The organism is Methanolobus psychrotolerans (assembly GCF_002243045.1).
GTDB lineage: Archaea > Halobacteriota > Methanosarcinia > Methanosarcinales > Methanosarcinaceae > Methanolobus > Methanolobus psychrotolerans.
Map to the genome: position 1 here is coordinate 1 of NZ_MBKP01000041.1, position 21,708 is coordinate 21,708.

A 21,708-nucleotide genomic window follows, 5' to 3' on the forward strand; every position below is an offset into this window, starting at 1 on the left:
TATATATATATATATATATATATATTACAGCAATAGATTCTCAGTTTTTGCATTTCCTTAATGTACATAACATATTTATTAAGTTATCGAAATTATTCATACATAACAATGATATATATTAAAAATATAATAACTAAACTAATAAAATACGAACTTTGTGATTTTCGCAACCAATTAGCACACTAAAGTTTCATCTTCTGGATTTTTTCTTATATCATCTATATGCATCATCCTGTTAGCATCGATGCCTACAAGGCACATTCCTTTTTTGTCCATTGCCCATATACAGTATCTTTCACCGATATCTTTTGGTATTTTCTCGGAAGGTAATTCTGCAGGATTGATGCTGCAAGCCTGAAGACAAGGATATTCATCAGGATTCAGTTCCATTATTGTAACTACTTTTTTTAACAAGGACAAGAGGACACTTATATCTTCATGGTCCCACTTACGTATTCTCTCACCGATCAGAGGGATAAGGGTCTTTGCTACTTTTGTATTTGAAAGTATCTTATTTGAAACGCATATGGATGCATTATCATATTTGACATTATCATTTGGGCCCCTGAAGCAGAATATACCTTCACTGACCATTGCATCAATATCCAGTGATTCATCTGAAAAAATAAGAGCATTTTCTACAGTTCCAATGTCGAAACCGTACTCATCTGCAATTCTCCGGATGGCTTTCTCTATAATAATACCATTGTCTATCATCCTGACACATCCCTGCTGGCAGAACAATTACAAATCTTACGGATGCCAGTTATCCAGTTTCATCATATCTGATGGAGTATTAATGTTGACAAAACTCTTAAGGTCTTTGTCTATTTTTTGAATAACGACGGCATCCAGATACAGAACATTTTCCAGAGAGGAAACTGGTGCAAGTATGCTCCTGTATCCTTCGTCCATAGCATTTTCAATTGCCTCCAGCATCACACCTCTGCGATATACTGCATGCAGAGGCTCTTTGATGCCGTTCTCACTGATCGGTATCAGGGCATCATGCTCCCCCACCATATGAAACATCATGTCAATTAACGTTTCACTGATAAATGGCATATCGCATGCCACTGTAAAAACATAGTCACCGCAAGCTCTTTCAAAGCCTGCCTGCATTCCAGCAAGCGGACCCGCATTTCTTATTTTGTCAGTCACTACTTTCCTTTCTTCGAGGTATCCGGAGAACTGCTGCATCTGGTCATTATCCCTCAGGGATACGAGCACCTCATCCGACACGTTATCAAGTACCTTCAGGGCACGTTCAAGTAAAGTAGTTCCCTGGTACACCATCAATGCTTTTTCCTTGCCACTGAGACGTGTTCCAAGTCCACCTGCCAGCAGGAGTGAAGACCTTATCATTAATATTGACCTCTTGTTTCGTTTTCAAGCAGGTATCCCGGGTTCAGGCAAGCCCCCTCCTGCGTTCACTCTGATATTCTTCAAGAATGGATTGGACCTGTTCATGTTCTTTTTTCCGACGTCGTTCATCGGCTTCTTTTTTCCACACACCAATGGCATCTTTAAGTAACCCAGGGTCCACAGAGGCAAGATCATCAATGCGGTGGATCTGTATACCCTTTAGTACCGGAACCTCGCCATCATAGAAGAATTCCAGCGCAGCATGTGGCATATCCTCACTAATGAGCACAGCTTTTACCTTAGATTCAACCAGCAATGAAGCGGTCATGGGGCCACCGCCGCTGGGGTCATCAAGGTAAATAACATCATTTTCCTTTATACCGTAAAGCTCCTTTGTGTGTTCTATTGATTCTCTGGTAAAAGATGAGATTATTTTAACAGGAAGTCCTTCACCCCTCAATTCTTTTTTGCGTATCTGTTTGAGGCGTTTGTTCTGTTTGCGCTGGTTACGCAATGATTTTTGTGTTTTGGAAATTTCCTTCCTGAGACGTTCTATCTCACTGTCTCTTATATGTATCTCTTTTTCCTGTCTCACCTGCCGGTAAACGGAATTCTTTACCTTATTAATACGTATCTCCAGGTGCTCAATGAACCTGTCCTTTTGTCCGGATTCGTATTTCAGCTCCGCAACATATTCTTTGAGCTGCTTTATCTGGGAATTCTTCTGGTTAAGTTCCTCACGCAGCTTTTTTATATGCCCATCCACATCAGGAAGTTCTTCTTTTGTCAGTTCGGGTTCTGGTTTGACCTTTACCTGCATCCTGGACTCAGATGCAACCTTTTCAATGGCTTCTTCTATGGAGTCACCGTTGATAACATGAAACTTAATCCTGTCAATATCAAGATATTTTGGAGCCCTTTTCTCAACCCTTGAGAAAACATTCTTATATGCTTTGTATGTGGTCAGTGCCGCAGCAAGTGAGTCACGCTCATGGTCATTGGAATAACCGAATTGCCGTGCAAGTGCTATTTTGTCTTCAGACCTGATCTCTCCTCCGGGAGTCCAGATGACCGCATTGAAACTGCGGCGTATTTTTTCAACCGCCGATGGTGTAGGGTAAACGTCTGTAGCTACAATTGCCGGTTTTCCATACTCCGCAATCATTCGGACAACTTCATCATGAGATATACCACGTATGCTGTTAGAGAGAAGCAGTTCCCCATCAAGCGAAAGGATTGCAATTCCAACTGTTGTTCCGGGGTCAATCCCGACAATTGTGTATTTCCTCCCTGACTTTTTGATCGGAAGGTACTGGATCTTATCCCTTTCCACACTTTTGACGGTGACCTGCACATCAGCATTGACAGACGGTTTGACCGGGACACGCTCACGCCTTGTGTTCACAATGTATTCGGCCCTCACATAGCCACCAAAGCCTTCTGTGATACGTTCTGCAAAAGTAAAACCGGTCTCCCGGGAGAATTTACGCAGGATGTTCTCGATCTCCCTGCTTTTTTCCCTGACAGCCCCGTGGACTTTCCTGCGATAGCGGTTCTGGCTCCATCCGCCTCTGCCGAGGGAACGGGCACGGCTCACTTTTATACGGGTGATATCTTCAAAGAGGGAAACTTCATCACCTACACCCAGGCCTGCAAGAATAGCGCAGGTTTCAGCCTCCTGAATTGGGTCGAACTGATTAAAGGAAAGACCATGTTCCTGCCCCAGACGAAGCAAGGATTTCTGGCGGACACCTCCGGTAACCTGCACCAGTTTTGTATTCTCAGGAAGTTTTTCAAGAAAACGGATAAGCTCCTGTTTATTTGCTGCAAGTTCAAAAATATTGTCAACAGCAATGTAATCAGGACGATCCATGCCCAGCATACGGAGTATCCTGTGAAGCCGGACCATTGTGTGGTGGGTGATCTCCCCATCCTTGAGAACGGCAACGGCATATCTTGGAACCTCCTGTGCCCTTGAAGAACCCTTTGCTATGTCAATGCCGTATATGACACCGTTTTGCATACAGATTATTTTATGTCGTTAATAAGATATATCTATGACTCCACACCACTTTTTATCAGCGATATAACTTCACCCAGATCTCTGTTGATGTTGTATTTCCGTTTGAAGTGCTTCAGTACGTTTGAAACATCCCTTTCAAGCAACTCATCAGCATGGGGGTGACTTGTTTCCACGCACTGTGGCCAGTCTATGAACTGAACCAGGCCATCGTTCACAAAGATATTGTACTCGCTAAGGTCTGAGTGAATGTAACCTTTTTCATAAACGATAGCTACCTGCCTGAGGATCTCATCAAGGAACCACTGTGGCTCTGAAAGCTTTGTTCTGTAAAGAAGGGTCCCTTCTGCAACATCCATAACCAGTGCATGACGATTGTTATCAAGTAGCTTTGGTACAGATACATCCGGGTACAGATTTCGGATAACTTCTGCCTCTCTTTTTGCGGCAAGCCTTGCGGCATATATCCAAGAGAAATGCTCCTTGCCATCAAGATGGGAGCGTGATCTTTTGACACTCTTGAAACTGGTCCTGCCTTCCCTGTGGAACTTCAGGATGACACCCTGTGGTTCTCCCAGGCCAAGTGCCGGCTCTTTCACAGCTTCGTGGACCACAGATTCCTTTCCAACACCGATCTCATCACCAATGGCAATGATGGTTCCTCTTTTTACCAGTGTGTTAAGAGCAAGGGCATCGTAACCATCGAAGTATATCTGGTAACCTTCATATGGCTGATTGGTTCCAATTACCATATTATTCCTTATCAGTGATTTCAGCTTATATTCGAGGGAAGAATACGGCAGGCGGGTGTACTTCATTAGCTCCTCCACCGGCACCCATTCGAAATCCTTCATACTGATCTCAATACCGGTCAGTATGCGCAGGTCCTTACTGTCCAGTTCCTTGAATAACTTCACAACGTCGTCTATCATTTGCTCTCTAATTGCCGGGATGGTTTAGATTGTTTGTGGTAGAACGAATATCAAAATGAAAGAAGAAAATGGTCAAAAACAAAACATGACGAAAATCCTACGTAAACCTCCCCCACGCCTCTTCCTCGACCCGCCTGATAACTTCCTTCAGCGGCAGACCAACCTTATCAGCAACCTTGCGGCAGTCCTCATACTCGGCGGAAATGTGCAGTATCTCGCCTGTCCGGTCCTGTGCTATCTTCACGGCAACGGTGAATTCCTCACCTGTGACAGATAGAGTAACTTTATCCATCCTGCGGTCAGCCACAAAACGATGTACAGTAGGGATGACACGTATTCCCAGAGTACCGGTTTCCTTCATAATTTCCCGGGCAATCCTTTCACTGTTCTCTGACTTTGTGATTACTGTGATAATATGACCGGACCTGCCTTTTTTCATTATTGTAGGCGTGATGGCAACATCCCTGGCACCTGCAGCAAGCAGCTTGTCAAACAGATTTCCCAGAACCTCACCTGTAACATCGTCTACATTGGTTTCCAGGACTTCGATATGGTCCTTAGTCAACACATCATTGACTTCCATGAGCATAGTACGCAGTACATTCGGATCTTCCGTATCAGCATCTCCTGCTCCGTATCCAACTGAAAGGACTTTGCCTTTGGGGAGATTCTCAATGGGTTTTGCAAAATATGATAATAAAGCGGCACCAGTTGGTGTGAGTAGTTCCCGGTTGCCCATCCCATATGAGAGAAGACTGCCTGACCTTAAGATCTCAAGGGTTGCAGGTGCCGGTACAGACATTGTCCCATGTGCAGCCTTTACCCTGCCACCGCCTACATTAACAGGAGTACAGAATATGGAATCAACATTCAGCTCATGGATGGCTGCACAGGAGCCAATAACATCTGCAAGAGCATCGTTCTGTCCTACCTCATGAAAATGGATCTCTTCCAGTGATTCGCCATGGACCTTTGACTCCGCTTTTGCCATGATCTCAAAAACATCAAGGGCACTCTTCTCAACCTGAGGAGGAAGTCCGGCAGCCTTGATGATGTTAACAAGCTCATGATAATGTCTTGAATGCTCTTCATGTGGTACATGTATGTGAACGTCAGTGGCATCGATCCCCTTCTTGTTAACCCGGTCCACAGAGACCGATACATCTACTGCGGATTCGATGATCTCACGGATCTTTGAGCCATCTGCACCAAGATCGATGAGACTTCCAAGGATCATATCTCCGGCTGCACCTGAGAATGGATCGAATATAAGGGATTTCATGTTATCACACCTAAGTTGTATATTTCAAACTGTAAACATTAAACAAGCGGTCATTTCTGATGCTTAGCGTTCCTTGCCCCAGCAACCATGTTAGCTATCCTTGCAGCAAAGGCACCTGCTACAAAACCCGCATCAATGTTAACAACAGAAAGTACAGAACATGACTGTAACATCGAAAGCAGGGCAGCTTCACCCTTTGCACCGGCACCATATCCTGTAGATACAGGAAGCCCAATTACAGGAACATCCATAAGTCCTGAAACAACGGTAGGCAGAGTACCTTCCCTTCCTGCTGCAACGACAATGGAATCCGGTTTTATCTCCTGCAATATCTGCATTTCACTGATAAGTCTGTGGAATCCGGCAACTCCTACATCATAGATAGCGATAGTCTCACATCCCATTTCGGATGCCACCATCCTTGCCTCCTCCGCAACGTCAATATCAGCAGTACCGGCAGTAATTATCGCAACAATGCCACCGGTCCTTGGCACAGGAGTGCCGTTATGGACCACAGCAGCCGTGGAGTGCAGGTTCCATTCAAGTTCTTCAGGCTTGAAACTGGAGATTAGCATTTCCCTGTGCTTATCACCTAGCCTTGTAATAAGCACCCTGCCGGTTGCAGCAACCTGCGCTTTTGCTATTTCCACAACATCCTTAGGATCCTTGCCCTCAGCAAGTATCGCTTCCATTATACCTGTGCGATGCTTGCGGAAAATATCTATTTTGGCAATATCTGTGACAGGGACATATCCCATGGAACGGATCAGGGACTCGGCAGTCTCCATGTCCGTTTCTTCATTCTTAAGCTTGTATAATATGCTTTTCAGGTCCATTTCTACTCGCATCTATTTTGGATGAACTGGTATTTAAGGGTAAACCGAGGAAATGAATAGAAAACTATAATATGGATAAAATGTTGTACCAACTATGGAAGGACCACTTGGGAAAATTTACAGTATGCCAGCAGCTATATTGCTGGTGATTGGCATGTTTTTGAGTGCTTTTCTTTTCTATAGCCTCATGAAGGCAGCAGAAAACGGGAACTTATTGATGGTAATAATGCTTGCAGTGTCAATATCTATTGTAGCTTTTGTAATAAGCAAGGCAATTAAATATCAGAAAATGAAAGAATTTTTAAAATAATGAAAAACTCATTTCATTTTTCTTCTTGAGTCTTCCACCTCATCTATTATGCCAGGATACTCCCTGAACATTGAAAGTATGTCAAGGGCTGCAACAATATCTACAACGCCTATTGCTGCGATAGCTTCTCCCTGAACTGTCCTGATAGGTGCCACTACAACAGACTTACCCCTGTATGTACCATCTGTAGGCACAGTCCTGATCATGTGGTTTGTCCTGATGACTTCTTCCAGGATCGGACCGGTATATTCCCTGTCAACAATTTCCCCTCTTTCCATCCTGATCCCTTTACAATTAAGACTACGAATGGTAATTGGTATCCCAAGAAGGGAGTGTATTGCAATTGCTATCGGTTCCAGGTCATCAGCCGTAGAGTCTGAGCATATCTTCAGGCAAACTGCACCATTAAATTCTTCATCGCACATCATTTTTGAGTCACCTTCTTTAAGTGAATGTAAAGTAATTATTGGTCATATTTTATAGATGTGATGTACTCATGCGCAGATATGGCGGCTACTGCGCCGTCAGAAACTGCTGTGACAACCTGCCACACAGAAGTTCTGCGGCAATCACCAGCTGCAAATATCCCTCTTACAGAACTTTCCATCCGGTCATTAGTCTTAATGAAACCCACATCTGTCTTGTCAACATCCACCATTGTAGTGTTAGGGTTGATACCTACGTAGATAAAAATGCCATCGACATTCATCTCAGTAAGTTCACCTGTCTTCATGTTTTTCAGGACAACCTTTTCAACAAGTTCATCGCCCTTTATTTCCTGCACAACAGTGTCCCATATGAAGCTGATATTTTCTGTACCAAAAGCCCTTTTCTGAAGAATAGAACAAGCCCTCAGTTCGTCACGTCTGTGTACAACATAGACTCTGCTTGCAATACCTGAGAGTATCAGGGCATCCGTAACTGCAGATTCACCACCGCCTACAACAATTACTTCCTGCCCACCAAAGAACGGACCGTCACATGTAGCACAGTAAGAAACGCCTTTTGCAAGCAATTTGTCCTCTCCCGGAACTCCCAGTCGTTTGGGATTTGCCCCGGTTGCGATTATCACTGCAAGTGCCTCATACTCGCCATCATCTGTTATGACAACCTTTTTGTTGCCTTCATCCCTGACAATCTTTACATCAGCACTCTGTATCCTGACCCCAGTGTGCTCTGCATGGTCCCTGAACTTCTGCATCAGTTCCATGCCGGATATTGAAGAAAAACCAGGATAGTTCTCAACTGTATCCGCAGTTGATATCTGCCCGGGAATTACATTCTTTTCAAGCACAAGGGTGTCAAGACCATAACGTACTGCATAGATGCCTGCAGTCAGTCCTGCAGGACCTCCTCCGATGATAATAAGATCATGCATATCGATCAACTATTATCACAAACATTGCTTGCCTGTTGTTTGTCAGGAACACCCACAAAAGCAACCTTGTCATCAATGATCGTAGTAGGTATTGAACGGATCTTAAACTTTTTTGCAAGCTCTTTTCCTTCAGGAGTGTCCAGTTCTACTTCCTCGTACTCAAAATCACACTGTTCTTTCAAGTCTCGCCATATTTTCTTTGCAGTCGGACAAAAATGACACCATTCAGAATGAACCAAAGTAACTTTTACCATATAATTCCACACTCCTTTTATTGGTCATTATTCTATTAGCTAGTAGAGTATATCAAATTAATGACTGTGAAAAGTTAATTTAACCAATGAATGTATTAATGTGAGACCATCAAATTAGAACAAGATTTTTAGGAGCTAATTTGATAGCCTCTCAATAACTTTGCAGGAATCTAATAACTTATCTATATCTTCAAACTATACATAACAGTTGTTATATGACAGGACATCTATTTATTGCTAAGAGGATGGTGACTTATTGAAAAAGCCAATTGTTGAAGTACTACTTGCATCTGAAAAGAGGAGAAATGTGCTTTTACTATTGCTGGATGGCCCTAAGGAAATGGAAATACTCGTCAAGTCACTGAAGACTAACAGAACAGCGCTACTTCCACAGTTACGAATTTTGAAAGAAAGTCACCTTATAACTAAAGATGCAGATACTTATCAGTTGACAACTATTGGAAAATTGATCGTTGAGGAAATGATAGTTTTTCTGCGCACTACGGACATGTTTGGTGAGAATCGTGACTATTTAGGAACCCATTTCATAGATTTTATTCCAACCTATCTTCTTAAAAAATTACCGCAGCTTGGCTCTTGCAATGTGATTGACATTCCCATTGGTGATTTCTTTGATTCTGATACGGATTTTCTTGAAAAAGCCATAACGTCGAAATACATGTTACAGATTACCTCTACCCTACACCCTATGTTTCACGAGTTCTATGCAGAGGTGATCGAGCAGGGTGTAGATGTATCAGTAATTATGTCCCCGGAAGTCTACGAGAAGATCAAACATGAATATTATGATGACTTTAAAGAATTGATTGATATCAACCTTATCTCATTTTACGTGTATCCTAAAAGTCTTGAGTTTGTATCTTTTATTCTGGCAGATCAATGCATTAACTTCAGATTATTCACACAAGAAGGTAAATCTGACAATAAAAAAATGCTCATTTGCAGCCCGGCTGCACTTGAGTGGGGAAAAGAGCTATTCGAATATTACAGGCGACAGTCCACACCCATAATTGAGATATAGATGTATCATGGCATCTTGAGGGGATTAGCCCTCAAAAGCATGGTCCACTTTTCACCTTCCTTATGATTTGACCTTTCGCTCGGTGGTCGCAATTGAATACACTTTACCATCTGCATTTACCAGAGGGGTAGCCGTCATCCAGACATCTACGATCCGGCCGTCTTTGGTTAACCTTTTTATTCGGCAAGGTTTTGGAACTTCGGCCTGAACAAGCGTCTTCAATAAAGCCAAAGCTTCATTTTTCTTGTTCTCCGGGACTATTCTACTGACATTCATAGTCAGTGCTTCGGTTTCGCTCCAACCGTACATCTGCTCAGCCATTGGATTCCATGCAAGGATACGGCCTTCCATATCCTGCAGCGTTATCGCATCTCCCGAGTCACGCACCACGGTAGCCAGGCGGTTCAGTGCCTCGGTTTGCTTCATAAATGTGATGACTGCCCCCTCAATACTATTTTTCAAAGTACGATAAGGTTGTATCCTTACAATGTACAACTCCCCATCATGGGTGTGACTTTCAATCTCTCTGGGGACCAGGGTGTCCAGCACAGCCTGTATGTCCGGTATCATGTTATATTCTAACAGGTTTGAAACGGTATGCTCAAGAGGACGTCCCACATCTGTAGGAATAAGATTTATCACCTTTGTGGCAGCAGGAGTAAAGCGCTGGATAAGCAATTGATTGTTCACAAAAATAATGCCCACACCAGTGCGGGCTAGCAAGTTATTCATATCTTCATTGGCTTCTGACAGTTCTGCCACCTTGGATTGCAGTTCAGCATTGACAGTAGACAATTCCTCATTAAGGGATTGTAATTCTTCCCTGGAGGTTTCCAGTTCCTCGTTTGTAGATTGCAATTCCTCGTTCATTGACTGCATCTCTTCGTTGGAAGATCTTAGCTCTTCGTTGGAGACTTCCAGTTCTTCATTAACAGCTCTGAGATACTCTTCCATGGTTCTGAGTTCCTCTTTCAGAGCTGAAACGCTTTCTTCTCCATCCGCACTCTCAGCAACGCCTTGTTCTTCATTCATTGAGTTCTCCTTCTCTCTTTGGTTCGGATTTGGCTCTGGCGGCACATCAAAAATTACCAGGTACAATTTTTTATCAATAGCTTCTTCCACTGGCTGCACCTTTAGATCTACGGTTGTAAAGTCCCCGTTGGTTTTGACCCTGATCCCGGAGTGAACGACCTGTTTTTTCTGAGTCACTGCTCTGCTCAGAGTTGTGGTCAATGCCTGCTGCAATCCTTCCCGGGCCATCTTCAGGATGTTATAACCAGGTTCACCGGGTGGAAGTTCAAGATAGAGGCCGGTACGACCATGAAGATAGAGGATCTCGCCGTGTTCATTGACCAGCGCACCTGCAGGGGCGTACTGTTGCAGCAACTTCCTTTCGGTCAGTTCACGCATTTGGAGTTTGTTTTCACTCGGAAGCTTGCCAGAAGGCCGCTTGGATACACCGGTTTCAAGGGGTGAAGAGAAAAATGTTCCTATTGAAAAGTTGTATTCACCAGAAACCACTTTACATTGATATAGTTTAGACTGTTTATCCAGCGTATCAAACAGGTACGAAAACTCCCCAATGCTCTCGGAAGAGCCAAGTAAGAGAAATCCCCCGGGATTCAGCGCATAATGGAACATAGGAATGAGTTTTTTCTGCAATTCCTTGTTCATATAGATCAGCAGGTTGCGACAACTGATCAAGTCAAGTTTGGAAAATGGCGGATCTCTGATTACATCTTGTTCGGAAAAGATAACCATTTCACGGATATTTTTCTGGATTCTGTAGGTGTTGAGATCGGAATCGTAAATAAAAAAACGTTTCAGTCTATCAGGTGGGACATCAGTTAAGATGCTGGAGGTATAGACGCCTTTGCGGGCCTGCTCGATGGCTGGGCTGTCAATGTCAGTGGCGAAGATTTGTACTTTGAAAGTCTGCTTCAATTTATCCATGTACTCCTTAAGCAGGATGCCGATGGAATATGCCTCTTCACCGGAGGAAGAGCCGACCACCCATATACGTACGAATTCATCCGGAGACTTGCCGACAAAGAGATGTGGGATTACTTGCTCCTGAAGTACATCAAAAACCTTTGGATTGCGGAAGAAACTTGTAACATTGATCAGAAGGTCACTAAAAAGTGCCTTCACCTCCTCCGGTTTATGTTGCAGATAGCGTGCATACCCGTCCAGATTTTTGATATCGTTGACAGCCATGCGACGCCCTATACGGCGGTCTAATGTTTTCTGCTTATATTGGGAAAAATCGTGATCTGTTTGAGTGAGCAATTGAGTGAAGATCGTCTTCATCGCCTCTTCGGCATTGAAGGAAGGATCGAGCTTCTCCCCGAATATGTGTGATATCATATCAAGGAGTTGAGCTGGCATCTTGGCCGGTTTCAGGATATAGTCTATTAAGCCGGTTTCAATAGCACTTAAAGGCATGCCATTGTATTCGCTGGATTCCGGATCCTGTGCCATTAGTATACCACCTTCAGCCTTGATAGCCCTGATACCATGTGTGCCGTCACTACCAGTGCCCGAAAGTATAATTCCAATGGCCCTATCCTGCTGATATGAAGCCAGAGACCTGAAGAAAGAATCGATCGGCATACGATGGCCATGCGCCTCAGCTGGTTCCATCAAATGCAGAATACCATTCATTATTATCATATCACGGTTGGGTTGGATGATGTATACACAATCGGGTTTAACAGCCATCCCGTCCTTGACATCATAAACCTCCATCCTTGTATAACGTCTGATAATCTCAGAAAGCATGCTTTTGTGGGCAGGTGCCATATGCTGCACGACGACAAAGGCCATACCCAGGTTTGTATCTGCTTGTATTGCTGAAAAGAATTGTTCCAACGCAGCAAGCCCGCCAGCCGATGCACCAATACCTACAACGAGAATTTTCTCATTTGGAGATACATTTACAAATGTATCTGAGGCAGGATGAGCAGTGACAGACGTTTCTGCCGAATGCTGCATTTGGTTCTCGCTTGCAGGTTCTGTTTTCTCTTTGTCTGTGTTTTTCTTACTTTTGACCATATGCTCACCTTTTTAGACCCATAACAGTTGTAATACATACAATGAAAGTAAACAAGATATAAATCAGTGCCAACATAATATTCAATAATTCTCTTTAGTACTTATACTCCGCAGATGTCTCACAATTTTGTCAATTGTCAGAATCACATAGATTTGTCCATTCATAGTGTTACAACTAATTCATTGATTCCAAATTGATTCGCATTAGTGTCTCCACTTTGAAAGAAGATACTTTCTATTAATGATTGGATCTGCAGAATATATAGTAACGTTGTTGAAAATTATAACGCCATTATAATTTGAGAGTGCGTGATATGTTTTGTTACATTTGTGTTAAGTAGACAAACAACATATTATATAATTGTAAGATTGAGAAAGAAACGTCGGTCTCAATTGAGCATATATATGGGTTGGGGACTGGAGAGTTCTCAAGCAATTGGGGGTACATAACTTGTTTCAAAAATCGTTTCCTGTAAGTCTGTAGGATATCAACCAACCTCTATAGTCAAAAAAGGAAAGTAGGATTTTTGAAACAAGTTTATTCTTAAAGAATCATTCATCTGTTCTGTCCTCACGAGCAATGGTAACATGGCAATAATAAAGAACACAGAAGGAACAAAAGCAGAAGAAATGGAAAAAGCAAATAGATTAAGAAAGTCGTATCGGAATCTATTAAAAAATGAAAGGTCCATCACATAAAAATCCTCCACATAAAAATCCTCCACATAAAATCCGTCCTCCTATAACTATGGATTCGTGGGAGTACTAACTTCCACTATTTTTTTATAAAGGTGTTTTGGAAGGATAACTGATGAGGATATCAAATAGAACTGGATTTATGGGACCTAATTTAAGAGCCCCTATTAACGAAGCTCTTCAAATAGCGACTAATAGATACTTCTGATCTAATATCATCAGAAATATAACGTTAAATATGTAAGGAGTGGTAGAATATGGCAAATTTAATAGGACTAGCTATTATATTCCTGGTACTGGCTTTTATTGCCTATGTATTGGGTGCACGTGGGGTTGCCGGATTTTCGATGGGTATCGCAAAGTGGCTTGTGGTAATCTTTGTAATACTGGCGATAGTAACGTTCATCCTGTGATGGGATCCTATGGCTGATAGCCACTACGGATCAACTATTTTTTAATGAGTAGCAACATGAGGTAACAACATGAAAGAAGAACAGTTGAACAAGATCACTTCGAGCGATCTGAAGAAGATCACTTCGAATGATCTGAAGAAGGTCACTTCGAATGATCTGAAGAATGTCACTTTAGAACCAAAGAAAAAATAAGAGATTTATGTATCTCATTGAGGATTTATGTATCTCATTGAGAGATGTAACATCAAGCGCTTTAAGTTGTTAGATTCGTAGAAGGAATAACCTTCTGAAAATCTTATTGTAAATCACTTATTGGAATATATGGAATATAAAGAAACTTTATAAAAAGGCGAGTATCATGAAAACAAGCAGAACGGATAAAGTGGAAGGAACGATTCACAAAGTGAAGGGAGGGGTCAAAGAGACTGTAGGTGAACTCACAAATAATCCCCACCTGGAAGCCGAAGGTAAGGTTGAAAAGGCCAAAGGCAAAGCACAAGAAAAGGTAGGTCATATCAAGAAGGTATTGGGGAAGTAAAACAGCGGCGTATTATGCGCCTGCAGCCAGTTGCCTAATTCTGTATCATGTGTCATCGGTTAAGAAGATAATTACACATATCATCTTAACTTCTTTAACAGTTTGCAAGAATTCGAACCAATTATATGCTGGAACTTGGCGTTGATTTCATGAAAATTGACCATAATTTACACCAGGTATTTGGTATAGGTATAAAATCGATAGCAAACAGGCAAAAAAATCTCCTTGACCGATGACCAATGAATTCCTTATACGTTTGAGCGCCCGGGTTGTTAATTTGGTAGATATCTTCTGGAGAACACACTGATTGAGAAATCGGCCGCACTGACTCTGCGTAACTGATTGTTAGGGATTAATATGAAAGAACAACAATCATTCAACCTCGATGGACATAAAGAAATTGGAAAATTAGAAGTGTCAAAAGAAGTTGTAGTTACACTACTTGGCATGGGGACATTATCTTTATTTGCATTTGGATTTATTTTCATTTCACTATCTACATTATTTACTGGAAGAAGCGATTTTAACTTTGAATTCACAAGTGGCACAATTCTGATTTCAGTAGCTCTCTTCCTTGGTACATTGATACTGCACGAACTCATACATGGCATATTTATATCAAGATATGGTGGCAAGCCGCATTATGGTGTGGGCATTGCTCACTTCATTCTCCCCTATTTCTACACTACTACAAAAACTGTTTTTCCACGCAACCAGTTCATTGTGATCTCTATTGCTCCGTTGATATTGATCTCCCTTGTTGGGATTGGTTTAATGGCTGCTTTCCCATTGATCGCGCACTGGATTTTCATCCCTTTTGTAGTAAATGCTTCCGGGGCAGTGGGCGATTTGTGGGTGACACGCAATCTATTGAGATATCCGAAACATGTATTTCTGGAAGATCAAAAAACCGGGCTGATAATTTATGGCAAAGAAACTGATAAACCCATTAATCTATCTACAGCAGGATTTGGCTCCAGATTTTTCAAAGTCTTCATACTCTGTTTTTTTGCGCTGGGTATTTTAATGAGTATAGCGCCAATAGTTCTGGATATTTTAGGAGTGGGATCTTTTGCAATTGGACCCACGAATAGTCTTTACACGATATTTGAATTTCATAGCTCGCAGGACAGTTTCGGTTTCAGTTTCTTCCCCCTGTCAATATTAGCAATAAGTGTTATTGCCGGATTGGTTTACGCGATTATCAAAACATGTGAGCTGGAAACACCTGGCATGAGTGGATAATGATGAACCTGTTTCAAAATGTCTCCATTTCCTTTTTTGGCTGATCTCGGCTCTGTAGAAATCCTCGAAATTCAAGAGATAGTAAAGTTAACAATACTTGCAAATATGCTTCTAGATATTGAGAATATTTGCTTACTTTAGTTACTTGATGTCTATTTTGATAGGTTTTCTATAGCCGATACGTCATATACCACCTTAGTTCCCAAATTTTAAGCGTATATGAGGAAGTACTCATAATTTGGTTGGATACTTGACGGCCAGAGCTCTTATTATACCTAATGAGAACAACAATATCGAGAGGCCTAGAACAAATGGATAATCAAATCTTTGGGCATATACCCCTACCGCAATTTCACGCATGACTATCAAAATCGTAGCATCGGTTACATATGTAATTCTAATCTCTTGATGTTCACGATAATCAATAAAAGTCTTGAAAAGATCAATCAGAACAAAAATTGTGAGGACACTGGATACTATCTGACCAAAACCACCCCCAAGAGTCCCAAATAGTATTGAGTTGATATCCTGGAGGATATGTATGACCCCCACAAATAGGGCCAGTAGCAGTATATAAAGGATGACTATAGTGACTAAATCAATAACTATCTTAAATATTTTATCCTGACTTATCATATATGTTTTGTAATGAACTCGTATTTCACTCCCCCCATTATAATTTGTTCAATTAAAGCTTCTTTAACGCTTTTGTCCTATTCTTTTTTTGTATAGCAGGAAACCGAACCTCCAGAAACCTGAAATACCCCCTTTCCGAGTTCATCAATAACTACTTCTGCAGGATTATCGCCCAGACGGTCAATCCATATCTCACCTGAATGGATCTTCCCTACATACATCTCCTTTTCTCCGTCTGATCCGTTAGTTAATACTACGGCGCAGCCGTCAGGATGCTCTTTGGTTCCAAGCCTTGTCCATCCGATCGTATTTTCATGGTCAAGGTAGTCCTCTTGTGTTCCGTAGGCATTCTCTTTTCTGATCCGGATCAGATTGTCAATAACGTTTCGAATTGGCATGTACTCTTCCACATTAGCAATTCCATAGTAATCCCCGAAAAATATCGCAGGGAAGCCATCCTTCCTTAACAAGATCAATGCATATGCCAACGGCTTGAACCAATCCTCCACAAAGGATTCTAATGCCTGCATCGGTTGTGAGTCGTGGTTGTCTACAAAGGTTACTGCAAGCTGGGGATGGGTCTGGACTAATGAATTGTCGAAAATTGTCCTCATATCAAACTTGTTACTCTCTTTAGACGCCCTGTAGAAGTTAAAATGCAGTGAAACATCGAACATATCCAGAAGATGTTCTTCTATATCCAGATAATCGTCTAATACTTCATGGTTTGATTGCCAATACTCGCCTACAACATAGAACTCTTCACCCTGCTCATTTTTAATGAACTTTAAGAAGCCTCTGATAAAATCCTGATTTATATGCTTGAGCGCATCAATTCTTACACCATCGATCCGTGTTTCATTTACAAACCACTTAAACCATTTGTATATTTCATTTTTAACGTCCGGGTGATTAAAATCAATATCTGCAAACATTAAATAATCAAAGTTGCCGAGGTCTTTATCAACATTCTCTGCCCAATCCTTGTTGTCTCCGAGAATTTTATAGACGGCAGTCTTCCCGTTTGCGTTATTGTAATCAATACCGGTAAAATGTTCAAAGGACCATTTAAAATCAGAATATTTATTATTTCTTCCCGGGAAGGTGAATTTAGTCCAGCCTTTAACATCATAAGGCTCTGAAATAACTTTGGTTCTATTGTTAATTTCAACTTCCATTACTTTAAAGGTCTGGGTTTCATCGCTTCCAGCTTTATGGTTAAGCACTATGTCAGCATATACCTGTATTCCGTTTTCATGCAGTGCATTAATAGCTTCGATCAGCTCATCTTTAGTTCCATACTTCGTTCTTACGGTACCCTTCTGGTCAAATTCTCCCAAATCATATAGATCATAAACAGCATAACCTGTATCACTGGAAGAAGTACCTTTGAAACAAGGTGGTATCCAAACAGCCGTAATCCCCAGTTCACTTAAATGAGGGGCGTCAGCTTTTAAGTTTTTCCAATGTTGACCATCATTTGCCATTGCATATTCAAAATATTGCATCAGTATACCGTTTCTCATAAGTTACCACCATTACTCCATAAGCCTTCTTTTTGTAATTCTGCGAGTAGAGAATGTTGGACATGCATTTTAGAACCAACAAATGTTGACATTTCAAGTACAACATACCGTTTTAAAGCAGCCATAATTCTCTTGCTCTTTCATTACATTCTTTTGAATATACAAGTCCGTAAGCAAGCTGCCTAATGATATATAACTAAAAAAGTAACATGTTGCTGGCCAAAATCACGCAACATTTCAATAAGTTAATTGTATTGATCAGGTCTTATTCTGCACTTTTCTGCTGGTTCTTCATCTTTTCAAGCGCAGCTTCAAGTTCCTTGATTTTGAGTTCCTTGATCCTGTCCTCAAGGTCTGAGAGTTCCTTATCAGTTTTCAGGACTATCGTATGTATCTTTTCAACAACGTTCTTCTCCAGGCTAAGTCTCTGTTTATTGATTTCGCTAACCAGATCTTCTGCCAAAGCCTTACCCTCTTCCATGCTCAGAGTACCTGCATCAACCTTTTCTTTAACGAAATCCCTTATTCTTTCTTCAGACAAAGCTGCTAATCCTACACCTATCAGTGCAGCTGCTCCAAGAATACCTACTTTTGTCATTTTGTCCATATAAAAACCCCCATTAATAAATCAAAAACTCTAACCGAGTTAGCAATGTTTAATTAACAATACCATTTATATATCTCATATAGAACGATAGAAGGATGGGCAAGAGCCATCCTCCCCTTTGTGGTCCACCATTGATTGCAGCTTCCATTCCCCTATGAAAATGACATCTTCTTAATGAATAAACCATTCTCTCTACGCTTATTTCAAAAATCCTACGTTAATCTTATGAATAACAGATAATGACTTTTGAAATAAGCTTTAGAACCCACAATTGCTTTAGAACTCCCCAGTCCCCAATCCGCACGCATGTTCGATTGAGACAGAATTTCTTTCTCAACATTATATAAGTATGATCGTTTATTTATTTAACATAATTTGAATAAAACATTAAACGTGCTATCAAATTATAATGGCCTTATAATTTTCAACAACGTTATCATATGTTTTGCAGATGTCCAGTACTAAAAAAATATCTTCTTTCAGGTTGGATGCATACTAATATCGATCAATTTGTAATCTATGAAATCGTCGTAACACTGTAGACTGACAAATCTCTGAAATTCTGACAACTAGCTCACATTCCGCAGGTACTAATTCATTTTGAATAATTTTGCTTGCTAACGTTTTTCTAGTCCGATTCTTATTGATTTATTTGTATTTATTTTATAATGCCCCGTTTTGATAGCATTCCCCGAGGAAGTATAACATATAATTATTACAATATATTATAAAAACAGCATCAAGCAAAATTATGAACTTTTGTTATCAACCTGCGGAATGTGAGTTAAATAAAATAGAAAATAGGTTTTCTACAGATTCTTTCAACTACTGACGTATAAATGCTCTGGATCTAATATTATTTCTGCCTTTTCTGCAGATGCCCAGAAAAAACTGATAATTATCTTTTTTGCGGGTGTCTGCATATCATTATAGATATGAGGCTTAAATTTTATTATATTATTATTACTATTATTATATTATGATATTATTATTATTTAGCGTTAAGAACCATTTTTTTGAAACTGATGGTATTGATCTCACGACATATTGAATGCTATTTTAGCACTCATAAGTTACAAACCATGAGTGTTTAACTATAATTACATCTTAGTATTATCAATTGACAAATCCATGTGATTCTGATAATTGGCAAAATTGTAAGCCATCTGCAGAAGGTCAGATGAATGGTTTTATCTGATATACTTATTTTTCTTCACTCTCATGGACCTGATTTAGAGAGTTTTTCTACAACTCCAAAAAAGCAAATAGAAACAGGTCTGAGACAGAGTAACTGCTATGTAATTCAATACTTATTTATATCAGTGTTTCCCAGTATTATAGGGAGGTGAGTTGATGGTAGATAAACTTTCATGCCACGACATGAAGAAAGGGGAGATTTACATGTGCGAAACTTGCGGAATTGAGCTGCAGGTACTCAAGGAAGGTAGAGAATCCCTTAAACCCGGAGAAACCGATTCCGAACATCCAGGATTCGAATGCTGCGGCAAACCACTTACTTTAAAAAAGTAAATTAATTTCCTGCTATTGAATATTAAGACGTTTGCAGGTGAAAAACGTTTTTATTTTTTCCAGACGTAAGCCGCAAGATAAATAACTATTAATGTGTGGCATTGAGTACATGGATGATACTAAGACTTATATAAAGTACAAGGGTCGCAGTAAGCTTGAAGTGTGCAAACTGGTAGCGTAAGGGTTTGTTGATATCTGTGAGTATAAACAGTAGGTTTCAACGTGGCATCTTAGACGGATCAACTGTTAAATAGCAAATGTGATCAAATTATAAGTGGGGGTAAGTAGTGTATGGTTAATAATTTATTTGATCTAACTGGCAAAGTTGCGATTGTAACTGGTGCCTCCAGTGGATTAGGGGTACAGTTCGCTAAAGCATTAGCCAGTGCCGGAGCAAATATTACTATTGCAGCAAGAAGAGTTGAGAAGTTAGAAACACTTAAGGTAGAACTGGAGAAAATGGGCATAAAGTGTCTCACAGTAAAGTGTGATGTTTTAAACGAAGATGATATTATAAATGTAGTCCAACGTACATTTGAAGAATTTGGGAAAATCGATATACTGGTAAATAACGCAGGAACCGCTTCTTTTGCACAGGCAGAAGATGTAACTAGGGAAGAATGGGATACAGTAATTAATACAAATCTTAGAGGTGTGTTTTTCTTCGCAAAACATGTTGCCAGAAAGATGAAAGAACGCAATCATGGAAGAATAATTAACATAACTTCAATGTATGGTGTAATTGGAAATACACAAAATCCACTCTCTTCCTATCATGCATCAAAAGGAGGAGTAACCAATCTTACTCGAGCACTAGCGGGTGAGTGGGCAAAATATGGAATTACTGTAAATGCCATAGGACCTGGATTCTTTGAATCTGAAATGACAAAGGAAATGGTTTCTGATGATAGTTTTAAGGATTTCATTGAGTCAAGATGTCCTATGAAACGAATTGGTAAACCGGGTGAGATGGATGGTTTGCTAATATACCTTGCATCTGACAATTCTAGCTATTTGACAGGACAGGATATCTGTGTTGATGGTGGATGGACTGCTGTATAATAATCAGTTCTGTCGAGATCCTATTAGAATAACTAAAATGACCTTGACATACCTGTCAAGGTTATGGACCAATAAATTAAATTTAACTTCTTTTGTTTGATTACTATACTTTTGTCGGCAGGTAAAGTGGTGAAAGTGTGCAGATGGCTTTCAGAGAAGAAGGATTTGTCGTTATACAGCCATACGAGGAAATACCTTATGTCACTCCGGTGGCATAATCTTTCTTTATATCCTCTTTCTTCTTTCGTTACCCTTTTGTGATACACTCATACCTTACATCAGCCCTTTGGAGTTCAGGCACATCGCCCCAGAAGCCCATATATTCGTCTTGAATGACAATTGCACCTTTTATTCCTGCAACATCCTTTACAGCATCAAATGAAAGTTCTACAGCCTCTTTTCCAATACCTGTGGCATTTCCAAGAGCAGTTGCCGCGGCGTCTGCAAGTGAAACATTATCGGAAAATACGACGGCTGCATCTGCCATCCCGAAACTGATGGAAGGTCCGACATTGCCTGAAGAAGTACAGACGCCGGTAATCGAATCCCTGGGCTCCATAACAAAGCCAATGTTCTTCAGGGGAGAATTACCGGCGTAGATTCCCATAAGCACTGGGCGGTCGTTGATGAGGGCTATATCCCCGCCATTATCCACCATTGCAAAACTCGCACCTGCATCCACCATAGCTTCAACGGCAAGGGCAGAGATCGTACCTGCAACGGCACTCATGGGACCGATACCCATCGTATTTCCGGCATCAACCATCCTCCTTACAACCTCGGGGAAGTCGCCATTAATGTCGTAGGGCTCCAGGGTGCTCTGGAAGAACGGGTCCGAAGTAATGTAAGATTCCAGCTCCCTGCGATGTATCCTTATAGACCCGCGAGCCAATTCTATGTAAAAAGGAATATCGGCCTGGATAGTTACAATGGTTTCTTTCAACCTGAAATGTTCTTTCATGGTACAATGAAAAAAGGAAGT

The 21,708-nt window shown here is 40.9% G+C and carries 22 protein-coding genes; 8 read left to right on the plus strand and 14 right to left on the minus strand.

Going from position 1 to position 21,708, the window contains the following annotated elements:
- Positions 1-174 precede the first annotated feature (174 nt).
- The 6 genes from BB781_RS12245 to larB form a co-directional block, all read right to left on the minus strand.
- A complete protein-coding gene (locus BB781_RS12245; RefSeq protein WP_242492656.1) occupies positions 175-717 on the minus strand; it encodes a hypothetical protein in 543 nt (180 codons plus the stop codon).
- A 36-nt stretch (positions 718-753) separates the two neighbouring features.
- Positions 754-1,365, minus strand: a complete 612-nt coding sequence (mobA, locus tag BB781_RS12250; RefSeq protein ID WP_094228772.1) for a molybdenum cofactor guanylyltransferase — start codon at positions 1,363-1,365, stop codon at positions 754-756.
- Positions 1,366-1,408: 43 nt separating this feature from the next.
- Positions 1,409-3,388, minus strand: a complete 1,980-nt coding sequence (locus BB781_RS12255) for a DUF460 domain-containing protein (protein WP_207205285.1) — start codon at positions 3,386-3,388, stop codon at positions 1,409-1,411.
- Between the two features lie 32 nt (positions 3,389-3,420).
- On the minus strand, positions 3,421-4,317 hold the full coding sequence (locus tag BB781_RS12260) for a serine/threonine-protein kinase RIO2 (protein ID WP_094228774.1): 897 nt from the start codon (positions 4,315-4,317) through the stop codon (positions 3,421-3,423).
- Positions 4,318-4,414: 97 nt separating this feature from the next.
- A complete protein-coding gene (larC, locus tag BB781_RS12265) occupies positions 4,415-5,599 on the minus strand; it encodes a nickel pincer cofactor biosynthesis protein LarC (protein ID WP_094228775.1) in 1,185 nt (394 codons plus the stop codon).
- Positions 5,600-5,649: 50 nt separating this feature from the next.
- Positions 5,650-6,435 (minus strand): nickel pincer cofactor biosynthesis protein LarB, encoded by a 786-nt coding sequence (gene larB / locus BB781_RS12270; protein ID WP_094228776.1) that lies wholly within the window; start codon positions 6,433-6,435, stop codon positions 5,650-5,652.
- 94 nt (positions 6,436-6,529) lie between these two features.
- Between larB and BB781_RS12275 the strand changes: the two genes are divergently transcribed.
- Complete coding sequence (locus BB781_RS12275) at positions 6,530-6,745, plus strand: hypothetical protein (protein WP_094228777.1); 216 nt, start codon at positions 6,530-6,532, stop codon at positions 6,743-6,745.
- Positions 6,746-6,753: 8 nt separating this feature from the next.
- Here BB781_RS12275 and BB781_RS12280 read toward each other — a convergent pair whose 3' ends face one another.
- The 3 genes from BB781_RS12280 to BB781_RS12290 are packed head-to-tail and all read right to left on the minus strand — an operon-like array spanning position 6,754 to position 8,377.
- On the minus strand, positions 6,754-7,173 hold the full coding sequence (locus BB781_RS12280) for a DUF2111 domain-containing protein (protein WP_242492657.1): 420 nt from the start codon (positions 7,171-7,173) through the stop codon (positions 6,754-6,756).
- 35 nt (positions 7,174-7,208) lie between these two features.
- Entirely contained in the window at positions 7,209-8,123 is a 915-nt protein-coding gene (gene trxB / locus BB781_RS12285) for a thioredoxin-disulfide reductase (protein WP_094228800.1), read from the minus strand.
- Positions 8,124-8,128: 5 nt separating this feature from the next.
- Entirely contained in the window at positions 8,129-8,377 is a 249-nt protein-coding gene (locus BB781_RS12290; RefSeq protein ID WP_094228778.1) for a glutaredoxin family protein, read from the minus strand.
- 256 nt (positions 8,378-8,633) lie between these two features.
- Here BB781_RS12290 and BB781_RS12295 point away from each other — a divergent pair, with 256 nt between their 5' ends.
- Positions 8,634-9,419 (plus strand): helix-turn-helix transcriptional regulator, encoded by a 786-nt coding sequence (locus tag BB781_RS12295; protein ID WP_094228779.1) that lies wholly within the window; start codon positions 8,634-8,636, stop codon positions 9,417-9,419.
- A gap of 60 nt (positions 9,420-9,479) precedes the next feature.
- On the opposite strand, the gene BB781_RS12300 is transcribed toward BB781_RS12295, so the two are convergent.
- Complete coding sequence (locus BB781_RS12300; RefSeq protein WP_094228780.1) at positions 9,480-12,473, minus strand: chemotaxis protein CheB; 2,994 nt, start codon at positions 12,471-12,473, stop codon at positions 9,480-9,482.
- A gap of 953 nt (positions 12,474-13,426) precedes the next feature.
- Between BB781_RS12300 and BB781_RS12310 the strand changes: the two genes are divergently transcribed.
- The 4 genes from BB781_RS12310 to BB781_RS12320 all read left to right on the plus strand — a co-directional run bounded on the left by BB781_RS12310 (position 13,427) and on the right by BB781_RS12320 (position 15,365).
- Entirely contained in the window at positions 13,427-13,582 is a 156-nt protein-coding gene (locus BB781_RS12310; protein WP_094228782.1) for a DUF1328 domain-containing protein, read from the plus strand.
- A gap of 69 nt (positions 13,583-13,651) precedes the next feature.
- On the plus strand, positions 13,652-13,774 hold the full coding sequence (locus tag BB781_RS16370) for a hypothetical protein (RefSeq protein ID WP_277985500.1): 123 nt from the start codon (positions 13,652-13,654) through the stop codon (positions 13,772-13,774).
- A gap of 166 nt (positions 13,775-13,940) precedes the next feature.
- Positions 13,941-14,120, plus strand: a complete 180-nt coding sequence (locus BB781_RS12315; RefSeq protein ID WP_094228783.1) for a CsbD family protein — start codon at positions 13,941-13,943, stop codon at positions 14,118-14,120.
- Between the two features lie 357 nt (positions 14,121-14,477).
- Positions 14,478-15,365: a DUF3267 domain-containing protein gene (locus BB781_RS12320; protein WP_094228784.1), complete on the plus strand. Its 888-nt coding sequence runs from the start codon at positions 14,478-14,480 to the stop codon at positions 15,363-15,365.
- A gap of 231 nt (positions 15,366-15,596) precedes the next feature.
- On the opposite strand, the gene BB781_RS12325 is transcribed toward BB781_RS12320, so the two are convergent.
- The 3 genes from BB781_RS12325 to BB781_RS12335 form a co-directional block, all read right to left on the minus strand.
- A complete protein-coding gene (locus BB781_RS12325; protein ID WP_094228785.1) occupies positions 15,597-16,001 on the minus strand; it encodes a phosphate-starvation-inducible PsiE family protein in 405 nt (134 codons plus the stop codon).
- A gap of 77 nt (positions 16,002-16,078) precedes the next feature.
- Positions 16,079-17,527, minus strand: a complete 1,449-nt coding sequence (locus BB781_RS12330) for an alpha-amylase (protein ID WP_094228786.1) — start codon at positions 17,525-17,527, stop codon at positions 16,079-16,081.
- 265 nt (positions 17,528-17,792) lie between these two features.
- Positions 17,793-18,134, minus strand: a complete 342-nt coding sequence (locus tag BB781_RS12335; protein ID WP_094228787.1) for a hypothetical protein — start codon at positions 18,132-18,134, stop codon at positions 17,793-17,795.
- Between the two features lie 1,353 nt (positions 18,135-19,487).
- Here BB781_RS12335 and BB781_RS15810 point away from each other — a divergent pair.
- Both BB781_RS15810 and BB781_RS12340 read left to right on the plus strand, forming a co-directional pair.
- Positions 19,488-19,664, plus strand: coding sequence for a hypothetical protein (locus BB781_RS15810; RefSeq protein ID WP_164997878.1), 177 nt, complete (start codon positions 19,488-19,490; stop codon positions 19,662-19,664).
- Positions 19,665-19,955: 291 nt separating this feature from the next.
- Complete coding sequence (locus BB781_RS12340) at positions 19,956-20,726, plus strand: SDR family NAD(P)-dependent oxidoreductase (RefSeq protein ID WP_094228788.1); 771 nt, start codon at positions 19,956-19,958, stop codon at positions 20,724-20,726.
- Between the two features lie 247 nt (positions 20,727-20,973).
- On the opposite strand, the gene BB781_RS12345 is transcribed toward BB781_RS12340, so the two are convergent.
- Positions 20,974-21,687: a UPF0280 family protein gene (locus tag BB781_RS12345; protein ID WP_094228801.1), complete on the minus strand. Its 714-nt coding sequence runs from the start codon at positions 21,685-21,687 to the stop codon at positions 20,974-20,976.
- Between the last annotated feature and the right edge of the window lie 21 nt (positions 21,688-21,708).